This is a genomic window from Sporosarcina sp. Y838, assembly GCF_056786515.1.
The window spans coordinates 205,597-229,562 of record NZ_JBXCJD010000004.1 but is presented as its reverse complement, the minus strand read 5'-3'; the positions used below and the strand labels follow the sequence as shown (position 1 = coordinate 229,562).

At 38.1% G+C, this 23,966-nt stretch carries 19 protein-coding genes and 1 pseudogene; 15 read left to right on the top strand and 5 right to left on the bottom strand.

All coding sequences use genetic code 11. From position 1 onward, the window contains the following. Positions 1 to 4: 4 nt before the first annotated feature. Positions 5 to 739 carry a YqcI/YcgG family protein gene (locus tag AC1TO4_RS07720; protein ID WP_482104830.1) on the bottom strand — a complete coding sequence of 245 codons (735 nt, stop codon included), beginning with the start codon at positions 737 to 739 and terminating at the stop codon, positions 5 to 7. Positions 740 to 887: 148 nt separating this feature from the next. On the opposite strand from AC1TO4_RS07720, the gene AC1TO4_RS07715 reads away from it, so the two are divergent. Then, positions 888 to 1,739, top strand: coding sequence for a dimethylarginine dimethylaminohydrolase family protein (locus tag AC1TO4_RS07715; protein ID WP_482104829.1), 852 nt, complete (start codon positions 888 to 890; stop codon positions 1,737 to 1,739). A gap of 96 nt (positions 1,740 to 1,835) precedes the next feature. On the opposite strand, the gene AC1TO4_RS07710 is transcribed toward AC1TO4_RS07715, so the two are convergent. Continuing rightward, positions 1,836 to 2,462, bottom strand: a complete 627-nt coding sequence (locus AC1TO4_RS07710; RefSeq protein WP_482104828.1) for a flavodoxin family protein — start codon at positions 2,460 to 2,462, stop codon at positions 1,836 to 1,838. Positions 2,463 to 2,697: 235 nt separating this feature from the next. On the opposite strand from AC1TO4_RS07710, the gene AC1TO4_RS07705 reads away from it, so the two are divergent. From AC1TO4_RS07705 to AC1TO4_RS07690, 4 genes are all read left to right on the top strand, one after another. Continuing rightward, positions 2,698 to 3,141: an Lrp/AsnC family transcriptional regulator gene (locus tag AC1TO4_RS07705; RefSeq protein WP_482104827.1), complete on the top strand. Its 444-nt coding sequence runs from the start codon at positions 2,698 to 2,700 to the stop codon at positions 3,139 to 3,141. A 222-nt stretch (positions 3,142 to 3,363) separates the two neighbouring features. Next, a complete protein-coding gene (locus tag AC1TO4_RS07700) occupies positions 3,364 to 4,968 on the top strand; it encodes a gamma-glutamyltransferase family protein (protein ID WP_482104826.1) in 1,605 nt (534 codons plus the stop codon). A gap of 98 nt (positions 4,969 to 5,066) precedes the next feature. Then, entirely contained in the window at positions 5,067 to 5,570 is a 504-nt protein-coding gene (locus AC1TO4_RS07695) for a chromate transporter (RefSeq protein ID WP_482104931.1), read from the top strand. After that, positions 5,567 to 6,103 carry a chromate transporter gene (locus AC1TO4_RS07690; RefSeq protein ID WP_482101731.1) on the top strand — a complete coding sequence of 179 codons (537 nt, stop codon included), beginning with the start codon at positions 5,567 to 5,569 and terminating at the stop codon, positions 6,101 to 6,103. The genes AC1TO4_RS07695 and AC1TO4_RS07690 overlap by 4 nt, the downstream gene beginning before the upstream one ends. Before the next feature lie 158 nt (positions 6,104 to 6,261). Here the strand turns inward: AC1TO4_RS07690 and AC1TO4_RS07685 are convergent, their stop codons facing one another. Continuing rightward, positions 6,262 to 6,396: a hypothetical protein gene (locus AC1TO4_RS07685; protein WP_482104825.1), complete on the bottom strand. Its 135-nt coding sequence runs from the start codon at positions 6,394 to 6,396 to the stop codon at positions 6,262 to 6,264. Between the two features lie 75 nt (positions 6,397 to 6,471). Then, positions 6,472 to 7,773 (bottom strand): GTPase, encoded by a 1,302-nt coding sequence (locus AC1TO4_RS07680; RefSeq protein ID WP_482104824.1) that lies wholly within the window; start codon positions 7,771 to 7,773, stop codon positions 6,472 to 6,474. Positions 7,774 to 8,265: 492 nt separating this feature from the next. Here AC1TO4_RS07680 and AC1TO4_RS07675 point away from each other — a divergent pair, with 492 nt between their 5' ends. The 5 genes and pseudogenes from AC1TO4_RS07675 to AC1TO4_RS07655 all read left to right on the top strand — a co-directional run. After that, positions 8,266 to 8,646, top strand: a complete 381-nt coding sequence (locus AC1TO4_RS07675; RefSeq protein WP_482104823.1) for a hypothetical protein — start codon at positions 8,266 to 8,268, stop codon at positions 8,644 to 8,646. A gap of 153 nt (positions 8,647 to 8,799) precedes the next feature. Further along, positions 8,800 to 9,204: a (deoxy)nucleoside triphosphate pyrophosphohydrolase gene (locus tag AC1TO4_RS07670; protein ID WP_482104930.1), complete on the top strand. Its 405-nt coding sequence runs from the start codon at positions 8,800 to 8,802 to the stop codon at positions 9,202 to 9,204. Positions 9,205 to 9,229: 25 nt separating this feature from the next. Beyond that, positions 9,230 to 12,124, top strand: coding sequence for a DEAD/DEAH box helicase (locus AC1TO4_RS07665; RefSeq protein WP_482104822.1), 2,895 nt, complete (start codon positions 9,230 to 9,232; stop codon positions 12,122 to 12,124). A gap of 234 nt (positions 12,125 to 12,358) precedes the next feature. After that, a complete protein-coding gene (locus AC1TO4_RS07660; protein ID WP_482104821.1) occupies positions 12,359 to 14,731 on the top strand; it encodes a hypothetical protein in 2,373 nt (790 codons plus the stop codon). Positions 14,732 to 15,152: 421 nt separating this feature from the next. Continuing rightward, positions 15,153 to 15,296, top strand: a pseudogene (locus AC1TO4_RS07655) (spore photoproduct lyase family protein); the annotation flags it as partial. Between the two features lie 727 nt (positions 15,297 to 16,023). On the opposite strand, the gene AC1TO4_RS07650 reads toward AC1TO4_RS07655, so the two are convergent. Then, a complete protein-coding gene (locus AC1TO4_RS07650) occupies positions 16,024 to 17,271 on the bottom strand; it encodes a DUF4153 domain-containing protein (RefSeq protein WP_482104820.1) in 1,248 nt (415 codons plus the stop codon). Positions 17,272 to 18,125: 854 nt separating this feature from the next. Here AC1TO4_RS07650 and AC1TO4_RS07645 point away from each other — a divergent pair. The 5 genes from AC1TO4_RS07645 to AC1TO4_RS07625 all read left to right on the top strand — a co-directional run bounded on the left by AC1TO4_RS07645 (position 18,126) and on the right by AC1TO4_RS07625 (position 23,714). Continuing rightward, entirely contained in the window at positions 18,126 to 18,572 is a 447-nt protein-coding gene (locus tag AC1TO4_RS07645) for an ATP-binding protein (RefSeq protein ID WP_482104819.1), read from the top strand. A 127-nt stretch (positions 18,573 to 18,699) separates the two neighbouring features. Then, positions 18,700 to 20,040 (top strand): cyclic 2,3-diphosphoglycerate synthase, encoded by a 1,341-nt coding sequence (locus tag AC1TO4_RS07640; protein WP_482104818.1) that lies wholly within the window; start codon positions 18,700 to 18,702, stop codon positions 20,038 to 20,040. A gap of 246 nt (positions 20,041 to 20,286) precedes the next feature. Further along, entirely contained in the window at positions 20,287 to 21,411 is a 1,125-nt protein-coding gene (locus tag AC1TO4_RS07635) for a plasmid pRiA4b ORF-3 family protein (protein WP_482104817.1), read from the top strand. 86 nt (positions 21,412 to 21,497) lie between these two features. Continuing rightward, positions 21,498 to 21,752 carry a hypothetical protein gene (locus AC1TO4_RS07630; protein ID WP_482104816.1) on the top strand — a complete coding sequence of 85 codons (255 nt, stop codon included), beginning with the start codon at positions 21,498 to 21,500 and terminating at the stop codon, positions 21,750 to 21,752. 135 nt (positions 21,753 to 21,887) lie between these two features. Then, complete coding sequence (locus AC1TO4_RS07625) at positions 21,888 to 23,714, top strand: hypothetical protein (RefSeq protein ID WP_482104815.1); 1,827 nt, start codon at positions 21,888 to 21,890, stop codon at positions 23,712 to 23,714. Positions 23,715 to 23,966: the final 252 nt, after the last annotated feature.

Genomic DNA, 23,966 nt, shown 5'->3' with positions numbered 1-23,966 from the left:
GGATTTACTGCATCTCCTTATGTGAAAACGGACATTTACCTTGAATCGGTTCCACGTCATCGCCAATGAAAAACTGTTTCCATTCATTATGCTCCGGATCTCCAAAATGACTGATGTCGGGGTGTTTCGGAAGCTGGTCCCAAACTTCTACGCGTTCGCGTACCTTTTCACGCGACATCACACCGCCCTTTTCTGTTCCTTTCAGCCCTTCGAAGATTCGCCGCGGCTGGAAACCGAGCACCATCGCATTGCCAAGATCTCGCGTTTTCCGTTGCTTATAAGCTGGTGCATTGCCAAAAACAAAAATTGGTTCACCGTCGAAACGAAAATCCCATAAGTGGTGCGCAGGATCTCGGGGACTATCAGCAGGCCATTCAATGTCATCTGCCCCATGCAAATACTGTAATATTTCCCAGAACTGCATCCGGTAATCTTCTAAAGAGCCTTCATTTTTAAACGGTTCTACAAAAACGAATAGACCATGTCGCTTATGCTCGGGGTTCTCGAATAGTGCTAAAAATGCCTTTAAAGTCGCTGGCAAGTTGGACCAGTCGTCTTGTGTCACATATCCATAACGCAATTCACCCTTTAACTCTCCACCCATACCGAAATAACAAGGAAACGATTTGTCTGTCACCGTTTCATGGAATGTTTGGTATTCTTTCAACAACCAATCAGGTAAATCCGTTCGCTCCGCAAAATCCTCTTTTGTCAATAAAGCATTATCTAACTGAATCATTGTTTCTCCCCCAATCTACTAATTCTTTAATCTTTCATCTTCCCTCAAGTTACAGAAATTAAACAAAAAATGTTTGAAAACGAAGCATTAGGGAAACGTATAGAAGACGAAAATATAGAAAATGAAAAAATCAATTGGAGGAACGATGATGAATTCCCCTATGGAAAATACCGCGACAACTCAATGCAATACTGAATATGATACGCTTCTCCGTGTCATCCTATGTCAGCCGAAATTTATGGCTATTGAAGAAGTCATCAATGACGTACAAAGAAAGTATGAAGATGAAAATATAAATATTGAATTAGCGATGAAACAGCATAATGAATTTGAAAAACTCCTTAAAGCGCATGGAGTGGAAGTCATTAAATTGCCTTCATCCGAAAAGTTTCCAGAGCAAGTTTTTACCCGAGATATCGGTTTTACTGTGGGTGAAGATATTTTTGTAGCAGAAATGGCAAGTGATATACGCAAAGGGGAAGAAGAAGCACTCGAGGAATGGCTGGACGATAAAGATATTTCGTTCCAAACCACTACGAGTCAAGTTGAAGGCGGCGATGTCATTGTAGATCGCGGCACGCTGTTTGTCGGTATTAGCAGTCGAACTTCGATTGAGGCCGCTGAGAAACTAAAGGTGGATCTACCGGATTACACGATTATCCCTGTCCCTTTTAATGAGAAGTATTTACATCTCGATTGCGTATTTAATATCCTTTCACCTGAAGTCGCGCTGATTTTCAGAGAAGCATTTGACCAGAGAATTATTGACTATCTTGCAGAAAACTATAAACTGATTGACGTTTCCGAAGAAGAACAATTCACAATGGGCACAAATGTCCTTTCCATTGGCGACAAAAAAGTGTTCAGTCTTCCACAAAACAAACAAGTCAACGCTCAAATCCGTGCACATGGTTTTGAAGTCATCGAAGTCGAATTCGATGAAATCATTAAATCCGGCGGCTCTTTCAGGTGTTGTTCAATGCCTGTCAATCGAGAATAGGATCCGTGAAAAACCTCACAGCAGTGTGAGGTTTTTGTATGTCCGGTTTTCATATTATTTTGCTAATCACCGTATTTTCATCTTAGGAGCTATGCTTCAGCTTTCAAGCAAATTCCCTTGTGCCGGAATCGGATGTTCTTTCAGCATTCTGGCTAGATGGATTGTATTATAAGCAAGCATTTCAACATGCTTTTTGGTGAAATCATTCGTTTGCCCGGCGGCAATATAAGATGGACCAGGTCCTGCTTCGCCAACCCAATATGTATCGACATTTGGAGGGATGGCAAACCCCATATGCGATAATCCATATAGAATGGAAGCGGCAGCATGCTTTGCTCCGTCCTCATTACCTGTCACAACGACGCCACCCACTTTATTGTAATAAATGGCTTGTCCTTCCTCATTGGTCTCTCCGCTGCTTCCATACAATCTCTCAATGGCAAGCGTTGCAATACTACTTTTTTCCCCAAGCCAAAGCGGTGTCCCGATAATAAGAATATCCGCCGCCTTTACCTTTTCAAACAGTTGCGGCCACTCATCACCATCGCCCATATCAGGACTCATTCCGTAGGGAATTGTGTAATCCGTTAATCTAATGATTTCTGTTACCACATTTTCGTTGTCAAAAATTTGGCAGACCTTCTTCGCAAGGGCCTCCGTATTCGATTCCTCCTCAGAACTTTTCAATGTCGCATTCAAAATAAGTGCTTTCAACGCTCCCATCAAAATCCTCCTCTTTCCACCAATTTGTCTTCTACTCAACTAGTACCCTATGAAACCAAACAAAAACGTAAACAAATTGGCAATCTAATTGAAACGCTCACTAATCAGCGCACCTCTTGAAAGGCTGTACTTGACCTTTACTTAGCCAAAGTGCATATTGGAACTATACATTTCGAATCACATTGTACGTATTTTATATGGATAACTAGACATTGTGGTAGGGAGGAAATCGGAAATGGATGCTACCGATAAAAGAATTTTAGAGCTGCTTATAGCCAATGGACGTCTTTCTTACGTGGATATAGGTAAAGAACTTAATTTATCACGTGTTGCCGTACGTGAAAGGGTTCATAATCTCCAAGACAATGGGGTTATTGAGCGCTTTACAGTCGTCGTGAATAGTGAAAAAGTGGGGAAGGGTGTTTCAGCATTCTTCGAAGTGGACTGCGAACCCGCGTCCCTAGTGAGCGTTGCACAGGCGCTCGCCGACAATCCCTCTGTTGCTAGCTGTTATCAAATGACTGGCCCATCAACGCTTCATATGCACGTATTAGTTAATGACTTTACCGACCTGGAGAAGTTCATCAATGAAGAACTATATGCACTTGATGGAATAACGAGAGTGGAGAGTCATATCTTACTTCGGAGATTTAAAAGTCGTGCGGGCTTGAAATTGTAAATCGGACGGAAAAAAACCTATTCTCGTATAGGTTTTTTTATTTTGTGAATCGAAATAGCTATAAGTTTTATAAAAACCATGTATTGCTTTAACTGAATCTTTGTTTTATACTCGTGACAACCATATTTATAACATTTGTTAAGTGAAATGTGGTTTTTGATTAACAAATGGTTCAATAATGCACGATTTAGCAGAAAATAAAATTACCCGAGGAGGGCTTTCATGGATCACTTATATCATCCGTTCCAATCACAGCGACATACAGGATTTGCTCGAAAAGGAATGGTCGCTACATCACAGCCACTTGCAGCGAATGTAGGATTAGCCATTTTACAAAAAGGTGGCAATGCCATTGATGCTGCAATTGCAACAGCGGCAGCACTCACTGTCGTCGAGCCAACTTCAAATGGCATAGGGGGCGATGCGTTCGCACTGGTCTGGGTGAAGGATAAATTGTACGGACTCAATGCATCTGGACCTGCACCATCGACATTAACGGTGGAAGCAGTTAAAGCACTGGGTCACGATAAGATGCCGACTTACGGGATGGTTCCAATTACAGTACCTGGAACGCCCGCCGCGTGGGCAGAACTGTCACGCAGGTTTGGAAAGCTGCCTTTGAAGGAAGTGCTGGAGCCAGCCATTCGTTATGCGGAAGAAGGTTTCCCACTCACACCTATCCTCGGCAAGTACTGGGAATCAGCCTATAAAGAGTTTAAAAAGCAATTCAGCGGAGATGAGTTCAATGCTTGGTTCGAAACGTTTGCACCAGATGGCCGTGCACCTAAAATAGGTGAAATGTGGTCTTCACCAGGTCATGCAAAGACACTTCGAGCCATTGCGGAAACTGAAGCACGTGATTTTTATGAAGGTGAAATTGCCGATGAGATTGATGCATTCATGAAAAAACATGGCGGCTTTTTATCAAAAGAAGACCTTGCTACATACAAACCGGAATGGGTTGAACCTATTTCAGTGAACTACAAAGGTTATGATGTATGGGAAATCCCTCCAAATGGCCACGGGGTGGTAGCACTTATGGCGTTAAATATTTATCAGAAACTGAGTAAACCTGAGTGGCAATCTGCTCAATCGATTCATGAACAAATTGAAAGTATGAAACTAGCATTCACAGATGGCAAGGCATTCATTACAGAAGAAGCGGATATGCCAGTCGAAACAGCACACCTGTTATCAAACGAATATGCTGAAAAACGGGCAGAGTTGGTTGGTGATGAAGCGATTGATCCAGAGCCGTACGAATTGCCGAAGGGAGGAACCGTATACCTCGCGACAGCAGACGAAGAAGGGAATATGGTATCTTTCATCCAATCCAACTACATGGGCTTTGGCTCGGGTGTTGTTGTTCCAGGAACAGGGATTGCATTTCAAAATCGAGGACACGACTTTTCGCTCGATGAAAACCATCCGAACGTTCTGAGACCAGGTAAACGATCCTATCATACAATCATTCCAGGTTTCCTCACAAAAGACGGAAATGCGGTTGGTCCATTTGGTGTAATGGGAGGCTATATGCAGCCACAAGGTCATTTCCAAGTAGTCGTAAACACAATCGATTACTTGCTAAATCCCCAGGCGGCGCTTGACGTGCCTAGGTGGCAATGGACAGAAGCGAAAAAAGTGCGAGTGGAGCCAGAGTTCCCGAATCACTTGGTGCAGGCACTTAGTAGAAAAGGCCATGAGGTGACAGTCTCAATTGATGGCGGAGGTTTTGGACGTGGCCAAATCATATGGCGAGACCCAGAAACAGGCGTACTTCAGGGCGGAACTGAATCTCGTACGGATGGGGCGCTAGCAGCTTGGTAAAAGTTAACGAGACTACACGAAGTGTCGAGAAAACGGCCGTTTCTGGAAAATGGAAGCTACAAAAAGATTTATTCGCCGCCTTTTGCAGAGTAGGCTTATTGGGTTTTGGTGGAGGACCTTCTGCAATTCCGTTGTTCCACCAAGAAGTTGTACGCAAATACAAGTGGATGGATGAAGACGAATTCAGCGACACACTTGCACTCGGAAATACAATGCCTGGACCGATTGCGACAAAGTTGGCTGGGTATATTGGTTACAAAGTGGGCGGTAAATTAGGTTGTCTCAATGCCATAATTGCCTCTGTGATACCAACGTCTTTAATGATGATATTGTTAATCGGCATTTTGCAGACATACAAAGACATTCCATGGGTAAAAAACATGTCCGCTTCTGTTGTGCCAGTCGTGGCAGTTATGCTTGGCATACTAGCTTGGGATTTTGTCAAAAAATCCGGCGATACGCTTGGTTGGAAAAAGGCATTAACGATGTTGGTCGCCGCGGGGATTTTATTAGAAGCATTGAACATACACCCCGCATTTGTTATATTGCTCGTTCTTATATTCATCTTCCTTCCAATTCGAAATAGGAGGGGAAAAGCATGATTTATTGGCAACTGTTTCTTGCGTTTTTCATACCTGGAATACTAGGGTACGGGGGCGGACCGGCTAGCATTCCACTCGTGGAAAACGAAGTCGTCGGTACTTATGGGTGGATGGACACCCAAGAATTCAGTGAGGTCGTCGCTATCGGGAATTCCTTGCCGGGACCCATTGCGACGAAAATGGCTGCATCCGTTGGCTATTCAGAAGGCGGTATCCTAGGAGCGGTGGTCGCTTTATTCGCATCCGTTGCACCTTCTCTATTATTGATGATCGGATTAATGGCAATTCTCATGAAATACAAGGACCATCCCAAAGTGAAAAGTATAACGAAGTTTGTTCGTCCAGTCATCGCCATTCTATTGTTATTCATGACTCTCCAGTTTGTGGAGACAGCGGTCGAAGGGGTAGGGTTTCTACTCACCGGCGGCATCGCCCTGGCAAGTTTCTTGATGCTTCAAAAGTGGAATTGGCATCCAGCATTCGTTATCATGTTAGCGCTAGGTTTTGGTGCTGTGACAGGGATTGATTGGTGAATAAATCACTGCAAAAGCGTTTTTTTAAAACGTCTAGAACCTTGTTATTATAATAAACTCGGATAAACTGAACCGCATAGAAAAACGCCATTGCTGACACTACATCAGCAATGGCGTTTTCTTGTTTTTAATAGAGTATTGATACCAAAACTAGTGTATTACTCGCGCTTAGAAACCGTAGTGCTTGAACCTTCATAAGCGACGAGTGTAACCCCTAATTTAGTTTCAAGGGCAAGTAGTTCCTCCAATTGTTCAACGTCCAAGTCCGCTACTTTAACTTTATCCAATGCCATTCTATCTCTCCTTTCCATTTAAACGTATTGTCTCCGCTTCAAACGGCAATATACATGGTGAAGTAGAGAGTTGCATTAGGGGCGTGATGCATCAAACTCGTCCCGCGCCTTCTTCACGATCTGCTTCAACTCATCTTCCGGAACACCTTTCAAATAGTAAGCGACCGCAGCCTTACCAATCGCATACGTTCCGCCACTCGCGATACTTGCACTAATGGCAGACCCCGCACCCGGCAGCACTAGATTCGCGAACTTACTGCCTTGCTGTGCAATCATTCGTAATGTAAAACCAGTCGCTCCAATTCCGCCAATCGAAACCAATAGCTCCCTTGCCGTTTTAAACTCCAAATCACGGCCAGACAAATAAGCAATGATCATCAGAAGGACGGTCTGTAGCGATAGAAGAACAGCGATATCCGTCGCGATAATCGGACTCAGTGCAACCGTCGCGGAAAGTGCCGAAAACACCTTAATGAACCGTAGCGCAATCTTTTCAGAGATTTTATTCATGCGTATCGTCATACCGAGGTGAATGGCTGCCCGTATGTCGATACTTTGTTCCAAAAAATCCAGCACTTCCTCAATGCCGTAACGGCCGTCAAATTCAATCGTCAACGCACGGCGCTCGGCATCAGACAACTCATCAGGGTTCCGATTCCATTCGATATAAGAAGAAACAGGAATAATCGCCTCCACGTGCGCATCACGGGCCTTGAAGATTCGTTGCAGTTGCGCTTTCTTCTCCTCCACCAAGTCCAGCTTGCCCACCGGATAATCCGCGGGGTCTTTCGCGCGAGAAGGATTCAGCTCGTCCACATGCGTAAGTATGCCAACCATCGGCAAATCATATCCCACATTCAGCATGATCTTTTTCGCACTGTCTACGTCAACATCGATATGCGCCCGCTCCGTCGCTTTTTGCAAAAATAGAATCGCATCCGGCCGAAATTCTTTAATAATAGCCGTAAGCTCTGCTTCAGCCGACTTGGTAAACGACTCCGATTCACCAATCCCGCGCGTGTCAATAACTTCAAAATACACCTGACCATCGGATTCATATGTAAACCGTCGCGCTTCCTTCGTCCCAATCTCAATGTCGCTCACTTCCGCAAGATATCTCCCGCTCATCGCATTGATCAAACTACTCTTACCGACACCCGTCCTGCCAACAAGCACAAACCGCGGCGGCCGGGGATCCTTCAAACCTTCCAGCAGTTTGTTCAAATCCTTATCATCTAGCAAAACATCCATCAATTTCTCCTGTTGCTTACCCGACAACAAATTACCCGGGATTTTAGCAAGCAAATCCTCCAAGTAATTATTCAAGTTCCCGATATGATTCATACGTTTTTGCATCTCTTCGAATTGGGGATTCATGAGGGCTAAAACTCCTTTGCGACATAGTTACTAGTTCTTTACCCGTTTTGGGGTGATTTCAGTCAGAATGAATACCTAAAACAATGTGGTTAAAAAAGCGATGATAGGGGGATCGGAAGCATATAGATAAAAATGAATTCGAGAGGAGAATATATTATGAAACCAACGATTAAGTAAGATATTGAAGAAACACTAGTCCAAGTGATTCATAATGATGGAGAAGTTGTTGTTAAAAGAGGAGTTTGGATAGAAGGTGAAGGCCTTTGTGCGATTTATGATTTAGATGAAAATTGGTTTCCTTTTGTCTGTACAATAAGTGGGGATTTAGGTCACATGCTTGCGAGTCGGTGTGTGAATGTAATAGAGATTGAGTAGGACAATAAGGTTTATATTGGAACATAATTGATTCGTAGATCCGTGCGGTACGAATTGTTCCTGAATCAGAATAGAAAAATCGCCTTCAAGAGAAGTATTTTAAAGGAGTGAGGGAAATTGGAGTTCAAAAGTGAGTCCATTCAATTACTGGACGGTAGCGGAACGATTGTTGTTCAGAACGGAATATTGATAGAAAGCGATAGAGTGTGCGCAATTTACGATATGGAGGAAGAGGATTTTAAATTTATCTATACAACTCGCTTCGAATTAGACACTATTCTCTCCGCTCAAGATCTTCGCATGAAAGATTTGGAAGAAGATAAACGTTTCTGTTCTGAATGTGGGGTGGCGATGGATGAAGGATTTGTTTTTGAATCTGATGCAACATTATATTGCAGTGAAAAATGTCTTACGAAAGTAATTACCTGGGATGAATACATAGAGATTCATGATAATGGAAATGGCGATGCTTATTGGACGGATTGGTATGACAGTTGAGGATATATGGCACACAAAGGCACTTTGGAATTGAAATTCTTGGGTAAAAATAAATATATAAATGGAAACTATATGGTATGATTTGTTTATATTATCAGATAAATGTTTTGGGAATTTTGATTATGAAAATAAAAACTAGAATAGGTGAGTAAAATTAAAAAAACAGTACATGTAGTTGGAGCAATTATTGAAAATGATAACAAAGAGATTCTTTGTGCACTACGAGGACCAGAAATGACCTTACCGAATTACTGGGAATTTCCAGGCGGAAAGATTGAAAGAGGCGAAACAAAAGAAGAGGCATTGAAAAGGGAAATTCAAGAAGAGCTTGGGTGTGTAATTGAAGTATTTGATCACGTTGAAGATACAACATATGAATATGAAAAGGTTATCGTAAGGCTAGAAACGTTTAAGTCGAAAATCATTTCAGGAACTCCAATGCTTACGGAACATGCGGAAATAAAGTGGGTTTCAAGAGAAGAGTTACCGTCATTGAACTGGGCACCGGCCGATATTCCGGCAATTGAAAAGTTAACGAATCTAATCCCGAAGAAATAAAATAGCGAAGAGATGCGGTGATTATATGGAAAGTTTTTTAAGGAATTTAAATGACTCACTGCAAGAGGGCTTCATCGATAAAAATCAAAGCAAATCCGGTAGTTTTAAACCGGAACTATTAATCAATAATGTGAAGAAAAATATAAATGTTTTAAATACACTACAAGAAGAACTTGAAACTAGTGAAGACTTCATCTTTTCGGTAGCGTTCATTACTGAAAGTGGTTTAGCTACAATGAAATCGCTGTTTTTAGATCTTAAGGAAAAGGGCGTTAATGGACGAATATTAACCTCTACATATTTGTATTTTAATCAACCAAAAGTGTTTAAAGAACTTATGAAATTAACAAATGTGGAAGTACGCTTAACGCAGTTAAAAGGTTTTCATTCCAAAGGTTATATTTTTAAACATAAAACGCATTACTCTCTGATAGTAGGGAGTTCCAATCTAACTGCACATGCTTTGAAAGTGAATTATGAATGGAATGTGAAATTGACGTCCCATGAAAACGGTGATATTGTTCATCATTTTAAAAACCAGTTTGAGGATGTATGGGCAGATTCTGATCTATTAACGGGAAAATGGATTGAAAATTACGAAGTAGAATACATAAAAAATGCAGATCTTAAACTAGTTGAGCAAGTGATTGAGATGCCAGCAAATTATAAACCAAATGCAATCGAAGAATCTGTAAAAATTGTCCCGAATGCAATGCAAAAAGCAGCGTTATTACAAATACAGGCGGTCCGTGATGAAGGAAAAGATAAAGGGTTAGTTATTTCTGCAACAGGTACCGGAAAAACGTATTTGTCTGCATTTGATGTTCGAAGTTTTGCACCTAAGAGAATGTTATTTATTGTTCATCGGGAGCAAATATTAAACAAAGCAAAAAATGATTTTCAAAGAATTCTTGGAGGAATCAGTGAAGAGTTCGGATTGTATGTAGGTGCGAGCAAACAATTAGATAAGAAATACCTTTTTGCTAGTATTCAAACGTTGTCAAAACAAGAAAACTTAGATCAATTTGATCCTAAAGATTTTGATTATATTTTAATAGACGAAGTACATAAAGCTGGTGCTGCTTCTTATCAGCGAGTCATTAACCATTTTAAGCCACAATTTCTAATGGGAATGACTGCCACCCCGGAGCGGACGGACGACTTTAATATCTACGCACTGTTTGATTACAATATTGCTTACGAAATAAGGCTGCAGGAAGCACTTGAAGAGGATATGCTTTGTCCATTTCATTACTTTGGTGTGACGGACCTTGAGCTAGATGGGGAATCGGTGGATGATACAGCCGTTTTCACAAAGCTAGTTACTGACAATCGTGTAAATCACATTATAGAGAAAATTGGTTACTATGGTTTCTCAGGAAATGAAGTAAAGGGCTTAATGTTCTGTAGCCGAAAAGCTGAAGCTAGGGAATTGTCTATTGCGTTGAACAATAGAGGGTTCCGAACCGTAGCGCTAACAGGTGAAGATTCACCAGAGGATAGAGAACGCAGGATAAACCAATTAGAAAATGGGGTTCTTGATTATATTTTGACGGTGGACATTTTTAATGAGGGAATTGATATTCCTAGCATAAATCAAGTAGTAATGTTAAGACAAACTCAATCAAGCATTATTTTCATTCAACAGCTCGGACGTGGATTACGTAAGCATGAGTCAAAAAACTACGTGACGATTATCGACTTTATCGGTAACTATAAAAACAACTATCTAATTCCGGTTGCACTCTCAGGTGACAAGTCCCAAAACAAAGACAATGTTCGTCGGCGGACAAAGGACACAAGTTATATTAAAGGCGTATCGACAGTTAACTTTGAAGAGATCGCTAAGAAACGAATCTTCAGTTCGATCAATGAAAGCAATTTGACCGCCCTGAAAATTTTACGAGATGCCTATGTAGAATTGAAAAATAAAATCGGAAGAGTTCCCTACTTATACGATTTTGTAACGAATCTTTCCATTGATCCTGTAGTTATTGCAGAAAAACATACGAATTATTATCAGTTTTTATTGAAAATGAAGGAAGAAGTTCCTGCATTAACGAACTATGAAGATAGAGTGTTAACAATGCTCACGTTAGAAATATTAAATGGAAAACGTCTACATGAAGTTTTATTGCTAGAACAATTGTTGCACCAGGAAAAGGTTCGTCATGATGCCTATGTAAGTTTATTATCCGCAAATAATTGTCGGGCAGATGAAGCGACGATGGATTCAGTAAAGCGTATCTTAAATTTATCATTTTTCACAACAAGCGTTCAAAACAAATATGGCGGAAAGCCGTTAGTCACGGAAGATGAAGATCAAAATTATGCGCTAAATGGATCGATTCATGACGCGTTAACAAGTAATCCTTACTTTGAAAAGCTAGTTCTAGACATTATTCAAAGTGCAAAAGCAAAGTCGAAGCTGTATGAATGCAATCGGCAGCTCACACTTTATGAAAAGTACTCCAGAAAAGATGCTTGTAAGCTCCTAAATTGGAATGCAGATGAAAGTTCAACAATGTATGGATATAAACCAAAGCACAACACATGTCCCATTTTCATTACCTATCATAAGAATGATGAAGTCGAATCCAGTGTGAATTACGGCGACGAACTCTTAAATCCAGAATTACTTAAGTGGTACACAAGGAGTAATCGATCGTTAAAGTCGCAAGAAGTCCAGAAAATCATTCATTCAGATGACAATAATATTGATATTCATATCTTCGTGAAAAAGGATGACGACGAGGGAACAGATTTCTATTACCTGGGACAAGGTTTTCCTGATAAGTCCAGTGTTGCAGAGGGCAGGATGACTGATAAGAACGGCAAGGACCTTCCGGTTGTTCATATGAATATGGTGATGGAACAAGCTGTGGAGAGTAAGCTGTATCATTATTTAATAGAGGAATGAAAAGGAGGATTCTACTTGTGATAAGAGGGGATTTACCACCAGTAATGGGGGTTTTTATATATACCTTGTAAATGGTTATATTAAAAGTTATTTTGAATTTATATTCTTTTATAAAAACATGACTCTTATTATTTTCACTGAAACTTCCCAACATTTTAAGAACATGTAATAACTATCGTCTAGAAATTTTTTGTTGTATATTATACTGAAAAGGAAATTTATGGAGGTGCTATTTTGTTAAAAGAAACCATAATGGAAGATGAGAATGCTATTGATCCAAATAAGATAGAAATTGAAAAAAAAATAATTGAAAGAAAGAAACAAGAAATATTAACATTAAGTAAATTCTTATCAGAATCAATTTTAAAAGTAGATTATAAACCTAGCCCTAAATACTATGAAACAATAATACTAAATGAAACAGGAAGAAAGAAATCGCAAGAATTAAAAGAACAAAAATCTATAGAAGGTGAAAGTTATAATTCAGAAATAAATTTAAGCATGATGCTTGCTGCGGTAGAAAATATAAATATCGAAAATATAAATCTTAAAAACCTTAAAGAAATAATAAGTGAAGAAATTATTGATAAAAAGTTATTATTTCCTTATTTGTATGGAAGAGAGCTTTATAATGAATTTCATGAATCATTCAACAATAAGGATTTTTTAGATGAGGAAGAAACAACGAATTTATTAATAGATACTCCAATAGGCGTTTTTCAATTTGGAAATTTAATAGTTGGACCTTTTGGAATTTTGGAATCAATGGAAATGAGATCGATGCCTCCTTCAAAAATAAGAAAGTATCCACTATGGCATTGTGATGATGTGTCATGTGGACAAAGACATAAGACGGAATTAACAACCTCTAGAAATATCATTCAAGATTTACTTGAAGCTACGAGAAAAATAACAGGTATAGAAGAAAGAGAATCATTAAAAAAAGTTCCATTTAATACCTATGACTATAATAAAATTGATGAACTAGTATATTTAATAGGAACTTTTCCCGATGAAGAATTAAAATTACTATTAGCTGAATTAATTAATAGTGACAAAAAAATCAGGAAATTATTTCCGTCAAGCAATAAATTTAAAGGTTTTGGGAAAGGTGATGGTGAAAAAATTTCAAGTGAACTTACTCATAATCAGTGCCTTCAATTGATCTTATTATTTAAAGATGAAGAGATATTAAAAAAGTTAGAGAATCTGATATTTACTAGCAGAATTAATATTCCGGAAACAGAAATCAGAAAAGGGAAGATAATGCTTATTAGAAGAGGTGTATTTAATACAGAAACTCAATGTTCGAAATATGGATTTAGAAGTGTTATTAACATGGGTAAAGATATAAATAGTTCTTTGATTAGATTAAAGAATTTAATTAAAGAACTGTATTATACATCTTCTTCAGAGAAGGAAAAACTTAAATGGAAGTTAAGGAGTTTTGAAGGCAGTACTCTTGACGAAATATTAGGTAGATATCTTCTTACTGAGAATCCGAGAGAAATTATCACCAACTTAATTTTTGACAATCCTAATAACGTCCAAAAGACTTTCGAATATTTAGTGTGTAACGATTTCGGTAATTCATTAGATCCGCATAAAGAGGATTATTTTGTGAATATGATTTTATGGAAACTGGGGTTTGATATAACAGTTTTTCCTTCTTATCAAAGTTTATTTTGGAAAAGACATGACCAATTTTTAAAAATAATAAAAAATAATCAAGTGTTTACTGAAGATGAGAGAGAGGCAATTAGAAGCTCAGGAGTTAATTTTTTTGTTTCACTTGAAGAAATTTTAGATTACTCTCTTTCATTTATTACTTGGGCGCTATTATCGGATCATTACACGGCAAATAAGTTCACCTTTAATTTGGAAGACTCAAGAATATTTACTTCCCAAATAATTAATAATTATCATGATAATATTAATAATAAAGAACTTCTGAACTTTGATAAAGATGGTAAAAATACACTTTATCCACTTATAAAGGGATTTTCAGTAATAGCCCAAATTTGTGAGGAGCACTTAAAATCTAAAGATAATAATTTAAGGGAAGAAACAGAGTATCCTAGCTATTATAACAAGACGGATTTATATGACTTTCCATTTAGACACAAAGTTTTGTTGTTTGATTTAGAAGAGTCTGATGTTAAAAGGTTGATTGAATCCTTAAAAAGTATATCTACTATCCTTGAAATGAAAAATATTACTAATGTAAGAAACCGGATTAAACATAATCGACCTATTCATGAATTTCCAAGTATCAGTGAATTGAAAGAAACCTGTAATGCAATTAGCGATGTGGTATTAAAGATGGAGATAGAAGGTATATTACCCACTATTTATATTATGTCAGGTAATGAAAATGATGAGTTTGGACGGGGATTTGTTAAATATAAAGACTATAAAGGGGTAAGTATTCTTTTAAGTAATAGTTCGCAATTTAGTAGGTCTGGAATGCCTTTATATAAAAAAGTTCAACTAATTTTACCAAATGTCCATATCAATAACTCAGTTGATAAACTTAGATTTAATTATCTGGAAAAAACTAGTTATTCCAATTACTGGAGTGGGTATCCAAAGTATAGTAAGAGATGAAGAGGGAAATTTAGAGTAAATCAATTATTGAATGTAGGTTGTAATTTCATAGTATTTGCTAAATATGACAGAATAAAAAGTGTAGAGCTTTGCAAGAAAATACAGATCCCTGCAATGTTTTTTTGAAACAACCTCATTAGATTCAACACGGAGAACCTTACCATTAATAAGTGGGTATACATTATGATCGTTTGAGTGCCTGTGCTAGTTATAATTATGACATCTCACCGAGGCAGATAACCATTCCAAAGTAATTATGATTAGGATTACTATTTGCTTTATGCAATTATATTAACTGGAAAAATCGTAAGCAAGTACCCAAAGTTAAGCCCATTTTCATAACTACTCACTTTTAGACAAGCTGTATAAAAGAAGAAAGGTGATTGAATGGATAATAATTATGGATTAGGTAATTCACGGTATGAATAAATCCTTCACAGCACAGCTTGTTTATTTTGAGCCAAATGCACTTAATTATCCTCATAGCAAAGAACTGAAGCAAAAGTTCGAGAAGATTGGGATTGAAACGCGCATTACGACATCATTTAATGAGATACGGAATTTAATTTCAGGTAAGCTGTGCAAGATACTATTTAGTTAATACACTATATTTACAAGGTTATGAGATTAGGGCCATATATTCATTTATGTATCTATCATAGATTTATATTTACTGAGTGTAGTGAATCGTTTGCTGTTGTTACTTGCAGGAATCCCCTGTTGTAATGCACGACAGGGGCTTTCCGCAAGTAAGAGACCAGCATACAATTCCCAAAACGGTTATAAACAGCCATGCCAAAACAGACATATAATTATAAGAACAGGAAGTTCCCACAAGTATATTTGTGATAAGGGACTGCCTTTTTTGTATAAGAATTCATTCACGTAATTGCATGTCATATAGATAAAATTTGCTGGAAAGAAGGATATTCGTATGAAGAATAATAGCGAAATCATGAGGGTTATTCAGCAATTGGATCATCATATTACAAATGATTATGAAGCGCAGGGGCTAGAATTTAGGCAATGGAATTATAGTGCTGTGGAGTAAAATATCAATTAAATGATTAAATATGCGATTTGTATGGCAAATGGCGGCGGGGGTAGCGTTTTTTAAAATTTAGGGTACCTGGTTCTAATACGTACTAATACAGTTCCGAATTGTGGTAGTACCAGGCACATTTTTGAAAAAAAGCTGAAGATATACAAGGTGAATAAAACCTAGTATATCTTCAGCTTCTTTGATCAAATATAAAATTAGTAAAACTCTCCGTTTCATTAACAAAGCCTTTCTAATTAAAAATTAAAGGAAAAGTAAATGTAACGAAAGCTGCCCAAAGTACGTAGACGGGCAAATACTTAGTAACCGCATCTTGGATGGGTGAAGGCCCGGTTTTGTTTTGTAGAAAACGCATATAGGAGACCATGATCCAGATTAGATTTACCCAGATAAGTATATTTACGCCTAATACAGCAAGTCTGTTGGGTGTAATCCCATAAGAAGAAAGTCTGAACACTATGGCTGACAAAGCCACACTGTCAATGATAAGAGCAAGAATAATTAGGGCGAAATTTATATAATCAGAAATGTTCTTTTTCCTGTCTGTACCGCTTTCAGTAATGGAAAATATGGTAACAGCCAATACACTAAATAGTATTCCGTTGAAGACTATCAGGAAATTGCGATCCAAGAATGGATTTTTTCCGACCCAAATAACCGTTATAAGATAGACCAACAATGTGGCCAGGACAAGAGGACTAAAAATTTTAGCGATATATGGTGTAATATTCTTAGCAAGTTTAAGATTCATCGATACCAGGTATGTAGCCACAATAGCGAGAGCGGCAGCACCGAATAACACGACATTTCTAAAATAGAAGTCTTCTATATCCAAATCGACAAAGCTAAACAACTGCATGGTTAATGCTGCTAGCAACATTCCGCTAATGGCCATGCTGGCGTAGAGTATGCAAAATTCCAAATTAAATTTAAGATAGGCTAATCTTGTGCTGCCTATACCATATTCATTTCCTGTAAATGCAAGCCCAATCAATCCCCATAAGAATATGGGAAGGTGTAAATAAGCAAGGATAGTACTGTCATTATCATTTAATGGCAGCATATTAAGATGCAAACCGGAGATTAGGAATAACAATACAAGTGTGTAAAGAACCTTTTTATGGGGTTTATTTTTGTATGCAAAATAAACTGCAATAAAGGGAAGAATCCCAAAAGCAAGGTTAATTGGGGCAATTGCTTGCTGTTCGACAAAATGGAAAATGATCCTGGTGCTTATCCCGGCCAGAATGGCTAAAATGCCCATGAATAAGAAACCTTTCTGAAGCAAGGAAGCTATTTCTGTATGTGCTGTCTCCTTGAAATTCAATCTTTCATACCAAGCAGCAAGAACCGGCGAATCAGGATTTTGTTCCCATGCGTATGAGAATGACTTTTTAAAAGCTTTGGGGTCTTCTCTAAACATTCTCTCTAGCTCACGGGGGTTAGCAATATTTTTACTAATCGAATTGTCGATTTCCACGGTTATACCTCCTCTAATAATTGTCATACTAAGTCCTACTTTCCTCCACAATGCATATAACCAAACTTTATTATTTTTAAATGTCTTCGTCACTTTTGTTTCTGAGATATCTCCAGGCTGACATTCTAAAGCCTTACAAACCTTTCTAGATTTAATAATCGAATGGCTTTTGCCTTTAAAGGTTAGCCGTTGATTACACCGCACATCGTTAAATCATTTTTGGTTTCATAAAAGCAACTCACATATATATGATATGTTTCATTTTAATACATTATTTATTGTTTATCAATAAAAATTTATTAATTTTAGAGATATTATTGTTGTTAAAGTATGATTTAGACGAAAATATAAAACATTCCTCATACAAAAAGCTTTAATCTATTTAAATTAAAACTTATGCAACTAACCTGTCTGTTACTTCCATAATGGATAAGGGCTTAACTGGAATTAAACTTTTGAGGTATAAAGATGGATTCAAGATAAAATTGAGTCTATAAAGAAAGAAAAACAGAAAGTTAAAATAAACGTTAGGTGCATCACGGGGAACCCTATCATAAATAAGTGAGGTTTTTTGCTTCAATAATTAGTAATTAAAAATGCTGAAGATAGCTCTGAATTGGTTAGAAAGGGAGGTTAAATGAATCATTAACCCACGGGGGCTTCCTGCAAGTAACAGACCACCATACAATTCCAAAAATCAATATAAACAGCCATACCAAAACAGACATATAATTATAATAACAGGTAGTTCCCACAAGTAAATTTGTGATAAGGGACTGCCTTTTTTGTATAAGCATTCATTCACGTAATTGCATGGCATATAGATTAAATTTGCTGGAAAGGAGGATATTCTTATGAAGAAAAAAAGCGAAATCATGAGGATTATTCAGCAATTGGATCATCATATTGCAGATAATTTTGAAGCCCAGGACCTAGACTTTAAGCAATGGAATTATAGTGCTTTGGAGGAAAATATCAATAAAATGATTAAATATGCAGTTTGTATGGCAAATGGCGGCGGGGGCAGCGTTGTTTTCGGTGTGGCCGACAAAGTGCGGGGATTAGACAATGTTTTATTGGGGATTCCATTTGATGTAGATATAGAAGAATTACAAAAAAGAATATATGAAAATACAGAACCGCCTATAACTCCTTCATTTGATGAAATATTTTATAGAGAACATTCAATCCGACTCTTGGTCTTGAATGTTTTTCCGGAAACACCTCCCTATACAATAAAGGGAGGCACAGCAAGCATTAGGCAAGGAAAAGCGTGTCTGCCGTACAAGAACAATACGTAGGGATTGTCTTTTTCTGAGCTCCATATTTTTTATTTTTTAGCACTTATGAAAATAAAGTTGTATTATTATGCATTACTTGTTATAATTATAACAACATTAAGACATTGTAGGTATAGGAGAGATTGCTATGGAAAGAAAAAATATTATTATCATAGGTGCTGCAGGAAGAGACTTTCACAACTTTAATACTTATTATCGCGGGAATGAGGCATTTAATGTTGTTGCTTTTACAGCGGCACAAATTCCGGATATCGATGGACGAAAATATCCAAGCGAATTAGCAGGTGAACCTTACCCCGAAGGAATTTCGATTTATTCACAAGACCAATTACCAGAGCTGATTAAAGAGCTACAAGTGGATGAATGTATTTTTGCGTATAGTGACATTCGTTACGAAGATGTAATGAGCATAGCTGCGATTGTCAATGCAGCGGGTGCTAACTTCACATTGCTAGGTCCAAACAGCACGATGTTAAAAAGCAATAAGCCCGTCATTTCGGTTTGCGCAGTGCGAACTGGAACTGGAAAAAGCCAAACGTCGAGAAAAGTGATTGAAACGCTACTGGAGCATGACTTAAAAGTCATTGTAGTAAGACATCCGATGCCTTACGGCGATTTAAATGCACAACGTGTTCAGCGTTTTGCCACAGTTGAGGATTTAAAGAAACATAATTGTACAATCGAAGAAATGGAAGAATATGAACCACATGTAGCACGTGGAAATATTGTGTATGCTGGCGTTGATTATGCAGATATTTTGGCTGCAGCTGAAAATGATCCAGATGGCTGTGACGTTATTTTATGGGACGGGGGAAATAATGATTTCTCATTCTTCAAGCCTGATTTAGCTGTTACTGTCTTGGACCCACATCGCCCAGGTCATGAGTTGAAATACTATCCTGGCGAAGTATGCCTAAGAACAACCGATGTGGCCATCATTAACAAAGTGGATAGTGCACCAGAGGAAGCCGTTCAAATCGTCGAAAATAATATTAAATTCGCAAGTCCAACTAGCACAATCATTAAAGCTGAATCCAAGATTACAGTCGATTATCCGGAGAGAATTGTTGGAAAACGCGTGTTAGTCGTTGAAGATGGTCCGACGTTGACACACGGAGAGATGAAACTTGGCGCGGGTACAGTTGCGGCGGAACGTTTGGGGGCGGCGGAAATCATTGACCCACGTCCATTTGCAGTAGGTACACTAGCTGATACGTTCAACAAGTACCAACATATTGGAAACGTGATTCCAGCGATGGGATACGGCGAACAGCAATTGAAAGATCTTGAAGAAACGATTAATAATGCTGACTGTGATGCAGTGATTATTGGCACACCAATCGATTTAACACGCATCATTTCGATTAATAAACCGTGTACACGTGTACACTACGATTTAGACGAAATAAGCGGTCCGAACTTAAAAGGTATTTTGAAAGATTTTATCCAAGAACACAAACTGGTGTAATAAACATCCGGTGTCTCATAAACAATTAGAAAGACTAGCGAATCAGTTGCTAGTCTTTTTTAATGTGAGCATCCATTTTAGGTGGCGGTGTAAGATTTTATTCAATTAATACAATGAACCTCCCACGACTGAATTGACGGGTGTTCTTAGCTTAATCATAAACCGGTAATTAAATGAATTTTTTGTCGTTTTTCCTTGCACAGACGCCGATAACTTAGGTATCCTTCATTAAAGGAGTTGTCAGTTATGCTAATCTGTTGTACGAAGAAACTTTTAGTTGAACTCAAAGTCGAACCTGAAACAGTTGAGGAGGAAAATTCACTTTTCTCTTGGCATGCAAATATAATCGTGGTCAATCGTAGGAAAGTGGTTGTGTTAGTGAATGATCATAATCGTTATGCCGTTGTGTTGTACGGCCTGAAAGCTAAAGACTTTAAAAGGTTCACTGAGATTGCTTTGCAAGGAATTCGAGAATCCTTCCGGGGAGAAGGAATATCGGACAAGGTGATTGACCAGTATTTACTTCATACTGGTGAAGTTTCCATTAAGAAAACAAAGGATCGGACTTCTGTGGCAAGGATGAATAAGGCTTGTGATAATGTATACTTCCTTGATGATTTATGGGATGTAGATTCTATTTTTCAGCCGGACATGGGTATCAGAATCAGCGCTTTTCTAGTTGGAGATGGGAAAAAAAGCTATATTCAACCGAATGAAGAGATGTATAAGGATCTTACCCTTTTTGCAGGTCAATCCATTTTTGAAGAGAAAGCAGCAATTTTAAAAGTGACACTTAAGCTTGAAAACCGTCAAGTATGGCGGCGACTTGTGGTCCCTGTAAATAAAACATTTAACCAATTGCATCAAATTTTACAGACGGCCTTTGGATGGCAAGATTACCATCTTCATGATTTTCACGTTTATGGTAAGGCGGTCAATGCAGGGAATCACATCATTGAAGGACATAAAGAAATAAACCACAAACCAATTATTAATCTTGTTTGTGACCAAGAGGCTTTTTCTTATCCAGGGGAAGTAAGCATGAAGCATGAAAAAGGCGTTAAGCTATCGGAATATATCCCTGCATACGAAAAACTGACTTACAATTATGATTTTGGTGATGACTGGAACCATGATATCGAAGTTGAAAGTATGGTAGAGAACTATGATTTCAACTATCCTGTTTGTTTGGAAGGTGAAGGGAATACACCTCCAGAAGATGTAGGCGGTGAGTATGGTTATGAAGAATTCCTCAAGATTCTTGCTAACCCCGACCACCCAGAGTATGAGCATATGGTTGAGTGGGGACGGATGCAGCGTTATCAGGATTTTGCAATTGACTATATAAATATAGAGTTGAAGAGATTTTAAGGGGATAAATCTTCAGACGCACTAAGCGAATTTATAGTACTCGCGCAAGAAATTACAGTGAAGTTTCAACTATAGGAGGCGAGAACATGAAAAAGACATGGGAAGTAATGCACGCTGGCCATAGTATTCGTGTAGAAAACACTTGGTTTGGCGGTGAAAAGCTGTTTGTTGACGGGGTTTTACAAGACCAACAAATAGGAATTCGGTTCAGTTCAAGACTATTCGGAAAGGTAGAGATTAAAGCCGACAAATATGAATATATAAAGGTTTCAATTGGTTCAATCGTGAAAATGCATTGTCAGATCTTTGTAGGCGACCGCCTTATCTATTCTTCAATGTGAATGCACAAGTTGTCAGGTGGTTGTGCAGGGGAATTTAAGGTGCCTTTTAGACCATTAAAAATATAGATTCGCAAAAAAGAATTGGAATCGAGTACAAATTATACTGTATTCGATTCCTACTTCAAGGAGGACTTTATGGGCTTTAAGGACGAATTTAAACGTGAGATGCGTAACATAAAGAAAGACGTAGAAAAAGAAGTACATAAAACGTGGAAGATGGACTGTAGAGGGCATCGTATTGAAGTTATAAACCAGATGAAAGAAGAGTTACTTATCATTGATGGTGTAACAGTTGATAGGAACAAACGAAAATCTTTAATTTCCCATATTATCCCGTATTCCAAGTTATCAGGGATACTTGATCTGGCAGATGGCACAAAGCATGTCATTTCCGTTAAACTCGGTGGATATGTACGGCTTAATTGTATTGTGAAAATAGATAATGAAACGGTTTTAGACGACTCCCTGAAGTTAGACTTTCTTCCATGGGATAATAAAGAAAAAATTGTTCCCTTTATTCAACAACAAATTCAAACGCACAACAAAATAGTAGATGATCATTTACCAGATGAAGAATATTTGTATGATGAAAATCATCCACGATTGGCTGCAGGTATGTTCGATAATGTTGTAGATGACATACCTACACCATTTTACGTAAAGAAACTACTGAAGCTTTTTGAAGAGCAGCTAAATCACCCTTCTACCAAAACACGAAAAGGTACATACGAAAAAATTATTTTTGACAATATGGCTAACTACAGTGATGAATTCATTGAACGATTCCAGCAAGCTCAATTTGACGAATCCCGTGTACAACAAGAGGCATTATGGCTTCTAGAGCATGCAGCACATAGAGAGGTTGTAAAGTTTTCAATCACCGTACTTGGTTGTACGAATTGTGAAAAATATAAAGAGCTATTATTCACATTGGGCATGCATGAAGAGTTTACACCCTTTGTCCTATTTGCATTGAAAAATGGCACAATGCGGGCAAACAACCAGGTTTGGCAACTTGCCCAGTCCGTTTATGGTTGGGGGAAGATTACAGCTGTTGAACAATTGGAAGCAACGACGCCAGAAATAAAACAATGGTTACTGACAAAGGGCTGCAGAAATGTAATTATGGATGAGTATTTAGCCTATATTTGTGCCGTAAAAGGAGAACTTGATGTAGCTCTATACGAAGAAGCGATTTCGAAAGAGCTATATGATGGAGCAGGTCATATCATCCAAGCCCTTCTTAATGAGCGTGCTCCAGAAAGCATCGAAGACTATCCATATGCAAGCTTAGTTCTTTCGCGCTTCGTTTACCATGCGAGTACGCACTGTAAAACACTTGAGGATTTTTATCCGTTAATGAAAATAAGTGAATATTTAAATGCCGATGGTGAAGTTTGGGAAGAACGGTTTAACGATCAGTGGAAAAAACAAGAGTACGCTTCTATTCAGCAAGCGATTCAACCCTTTATAAATGAACCCAAATGGCCACAGCTTGTAATGGATGCACTACAGCAAGAAAACAATATGAAAGCACTTGAAATCGCTCTCTTTTATCAATTAGACGTTACGCAGAATTTGTTTGATATGCTAGAGAAATATCCCGAAAACAGTGAACTATATGTAGCGGTTATGGATACTAATAATCGTAAGTATATCGAAAACATTTGCACATTTGCGGAAACGCATTTATCGTTATCGAGTCTGTCAGATGAAGAACAACATTGTCTGCAATGCATTGTTCAAGGTTTGTATGGGCACGAAGGAGTGGGGTTATCATTGATTCAAGCTGCTCTTGCATCAGATAATGGGAGTTTGCAATACCATGCACTCAGTGTACTAGAAGGATGGTCTCCATCGATTTCGCAACAACCTGCTTTGCAGGAAATTATTAAAAATATTGCAATTACGACAAAAGATAAAGAAGACCGCCAGCTAGCAAAAAGATTATTGGGAAAATAGTAAAAGAATGTATTCAGTATTTGTATATTTATCTAAAAAGGATTAAATTAATTTGGTATTCCTCGATTATAGGACTTGACTCTACTATGGAATAGAGTCTAATTTCATCGGGTATATTGACAAAACCTCACTTAGCTCCATCACGGGGAACCGTACCAGATGTGAGCACAAAGTCATTTTTAAAAGGAGCGTCAAAGAATAACTCGATTTCCTTGACGCTTCTTTCAACTGATGAATTACCTTCATTCACTG

Coding starts and splice junctions, on each gene's coding strand:
- AC1TO4_RS07685 (WP_482104825.1), bottom strand. CDS start 6,396: ATGGCATTGGATAAAGTTAAAGTAGCGGACTTGGACGTTGAACAATTG.
- AC1TO4_RS07630 (WP_482104816.1), top strand. CDS start 21,498: ATGAAAAAGACATGGGAAGTAATGCACGCTGGCCATAGTATTCGTGTA.
- AC1TO4_RS07680 (WP_482104824.1), bottom strand. CDS start 7,773: ATGAATCCCCAATTCGAAGAGATGCAAAAACGTATGAATCATATCGGG.
- AC1TO4_RS07715 (WP_482104829.1), top strand. CDS start 888: ATGAATTCCCCTATGGAAAATACCGCGACAACTCAATGCAATACTGAA.
- AC1TO4_RS07665 (WP_482104822.1), top strand. CDS start 9,230: ATGGAAAGTTTTTTAAGGAATTTAAATGACTCACTGCAAGAGGGCTTC.
- AC1TO4_RS07705 (WP_482104827.1), top strand. CDS start 2,698: ATGGATGCTACCGATAAAAGAATTTTAGAGCTGCTTATAGCCAATGGA.
- AC1TO4_RS07635 (WP_482104817.1), top strand. CDS start 20,287: ATGCTAATCTGTTGTACGAAGAAACTTTTAGTTGAACTCAAAGTCGAA.
- AC1TO4_RS07710 (WP_482104828.1), bottom strand. CDS start 2,462: ATGGGAGCGTTGAAAGCACTTATTTTGAATGCGACATTGAAAAGTTCT.
- AC1TO4_RS07690 (WP_482101731.1), top strand. CDS start 5,567: ATGATTTATTGGCAACTGTTTCTTGCGTTTTTCATACCTGGAATACTA.
- AC1TO4_RS07720 (WP_482104830.1), bottom strand. CDS start 739: ATGATTCAGTTAGATAATGCTTTATTGACAAAAGAGGATTTTGCGGAG.
- AC1TO4_RS07700 (WP_482104826.1), top strand. CDS start 3,364: ATGGATCACTTATATCATCCGTTCCAATCACAGCGACATACAGGATTT.
- AC1TO4_RS07645 (WP_482104819.1), top strand. CDS start 18,126: ATGAAGAAAAAAAGCGAAATCATGAGGATTATTCAGCAATTGGATCAT.
- AC1TO4_RS07640 (WP_482104818.1), top strand. CDS start 18,700: ATGGAAAGAAAAAATATTATTATCATAGGTGCTGCAGGAAGAGACTTT.
- AC1TO4_RS07625 (WP_482104815.1), top strand. CDS start 21,888: ATGGGCTTTAAGGACGAATTTAAACGTGAGATGCGTAACATAAAGAAA.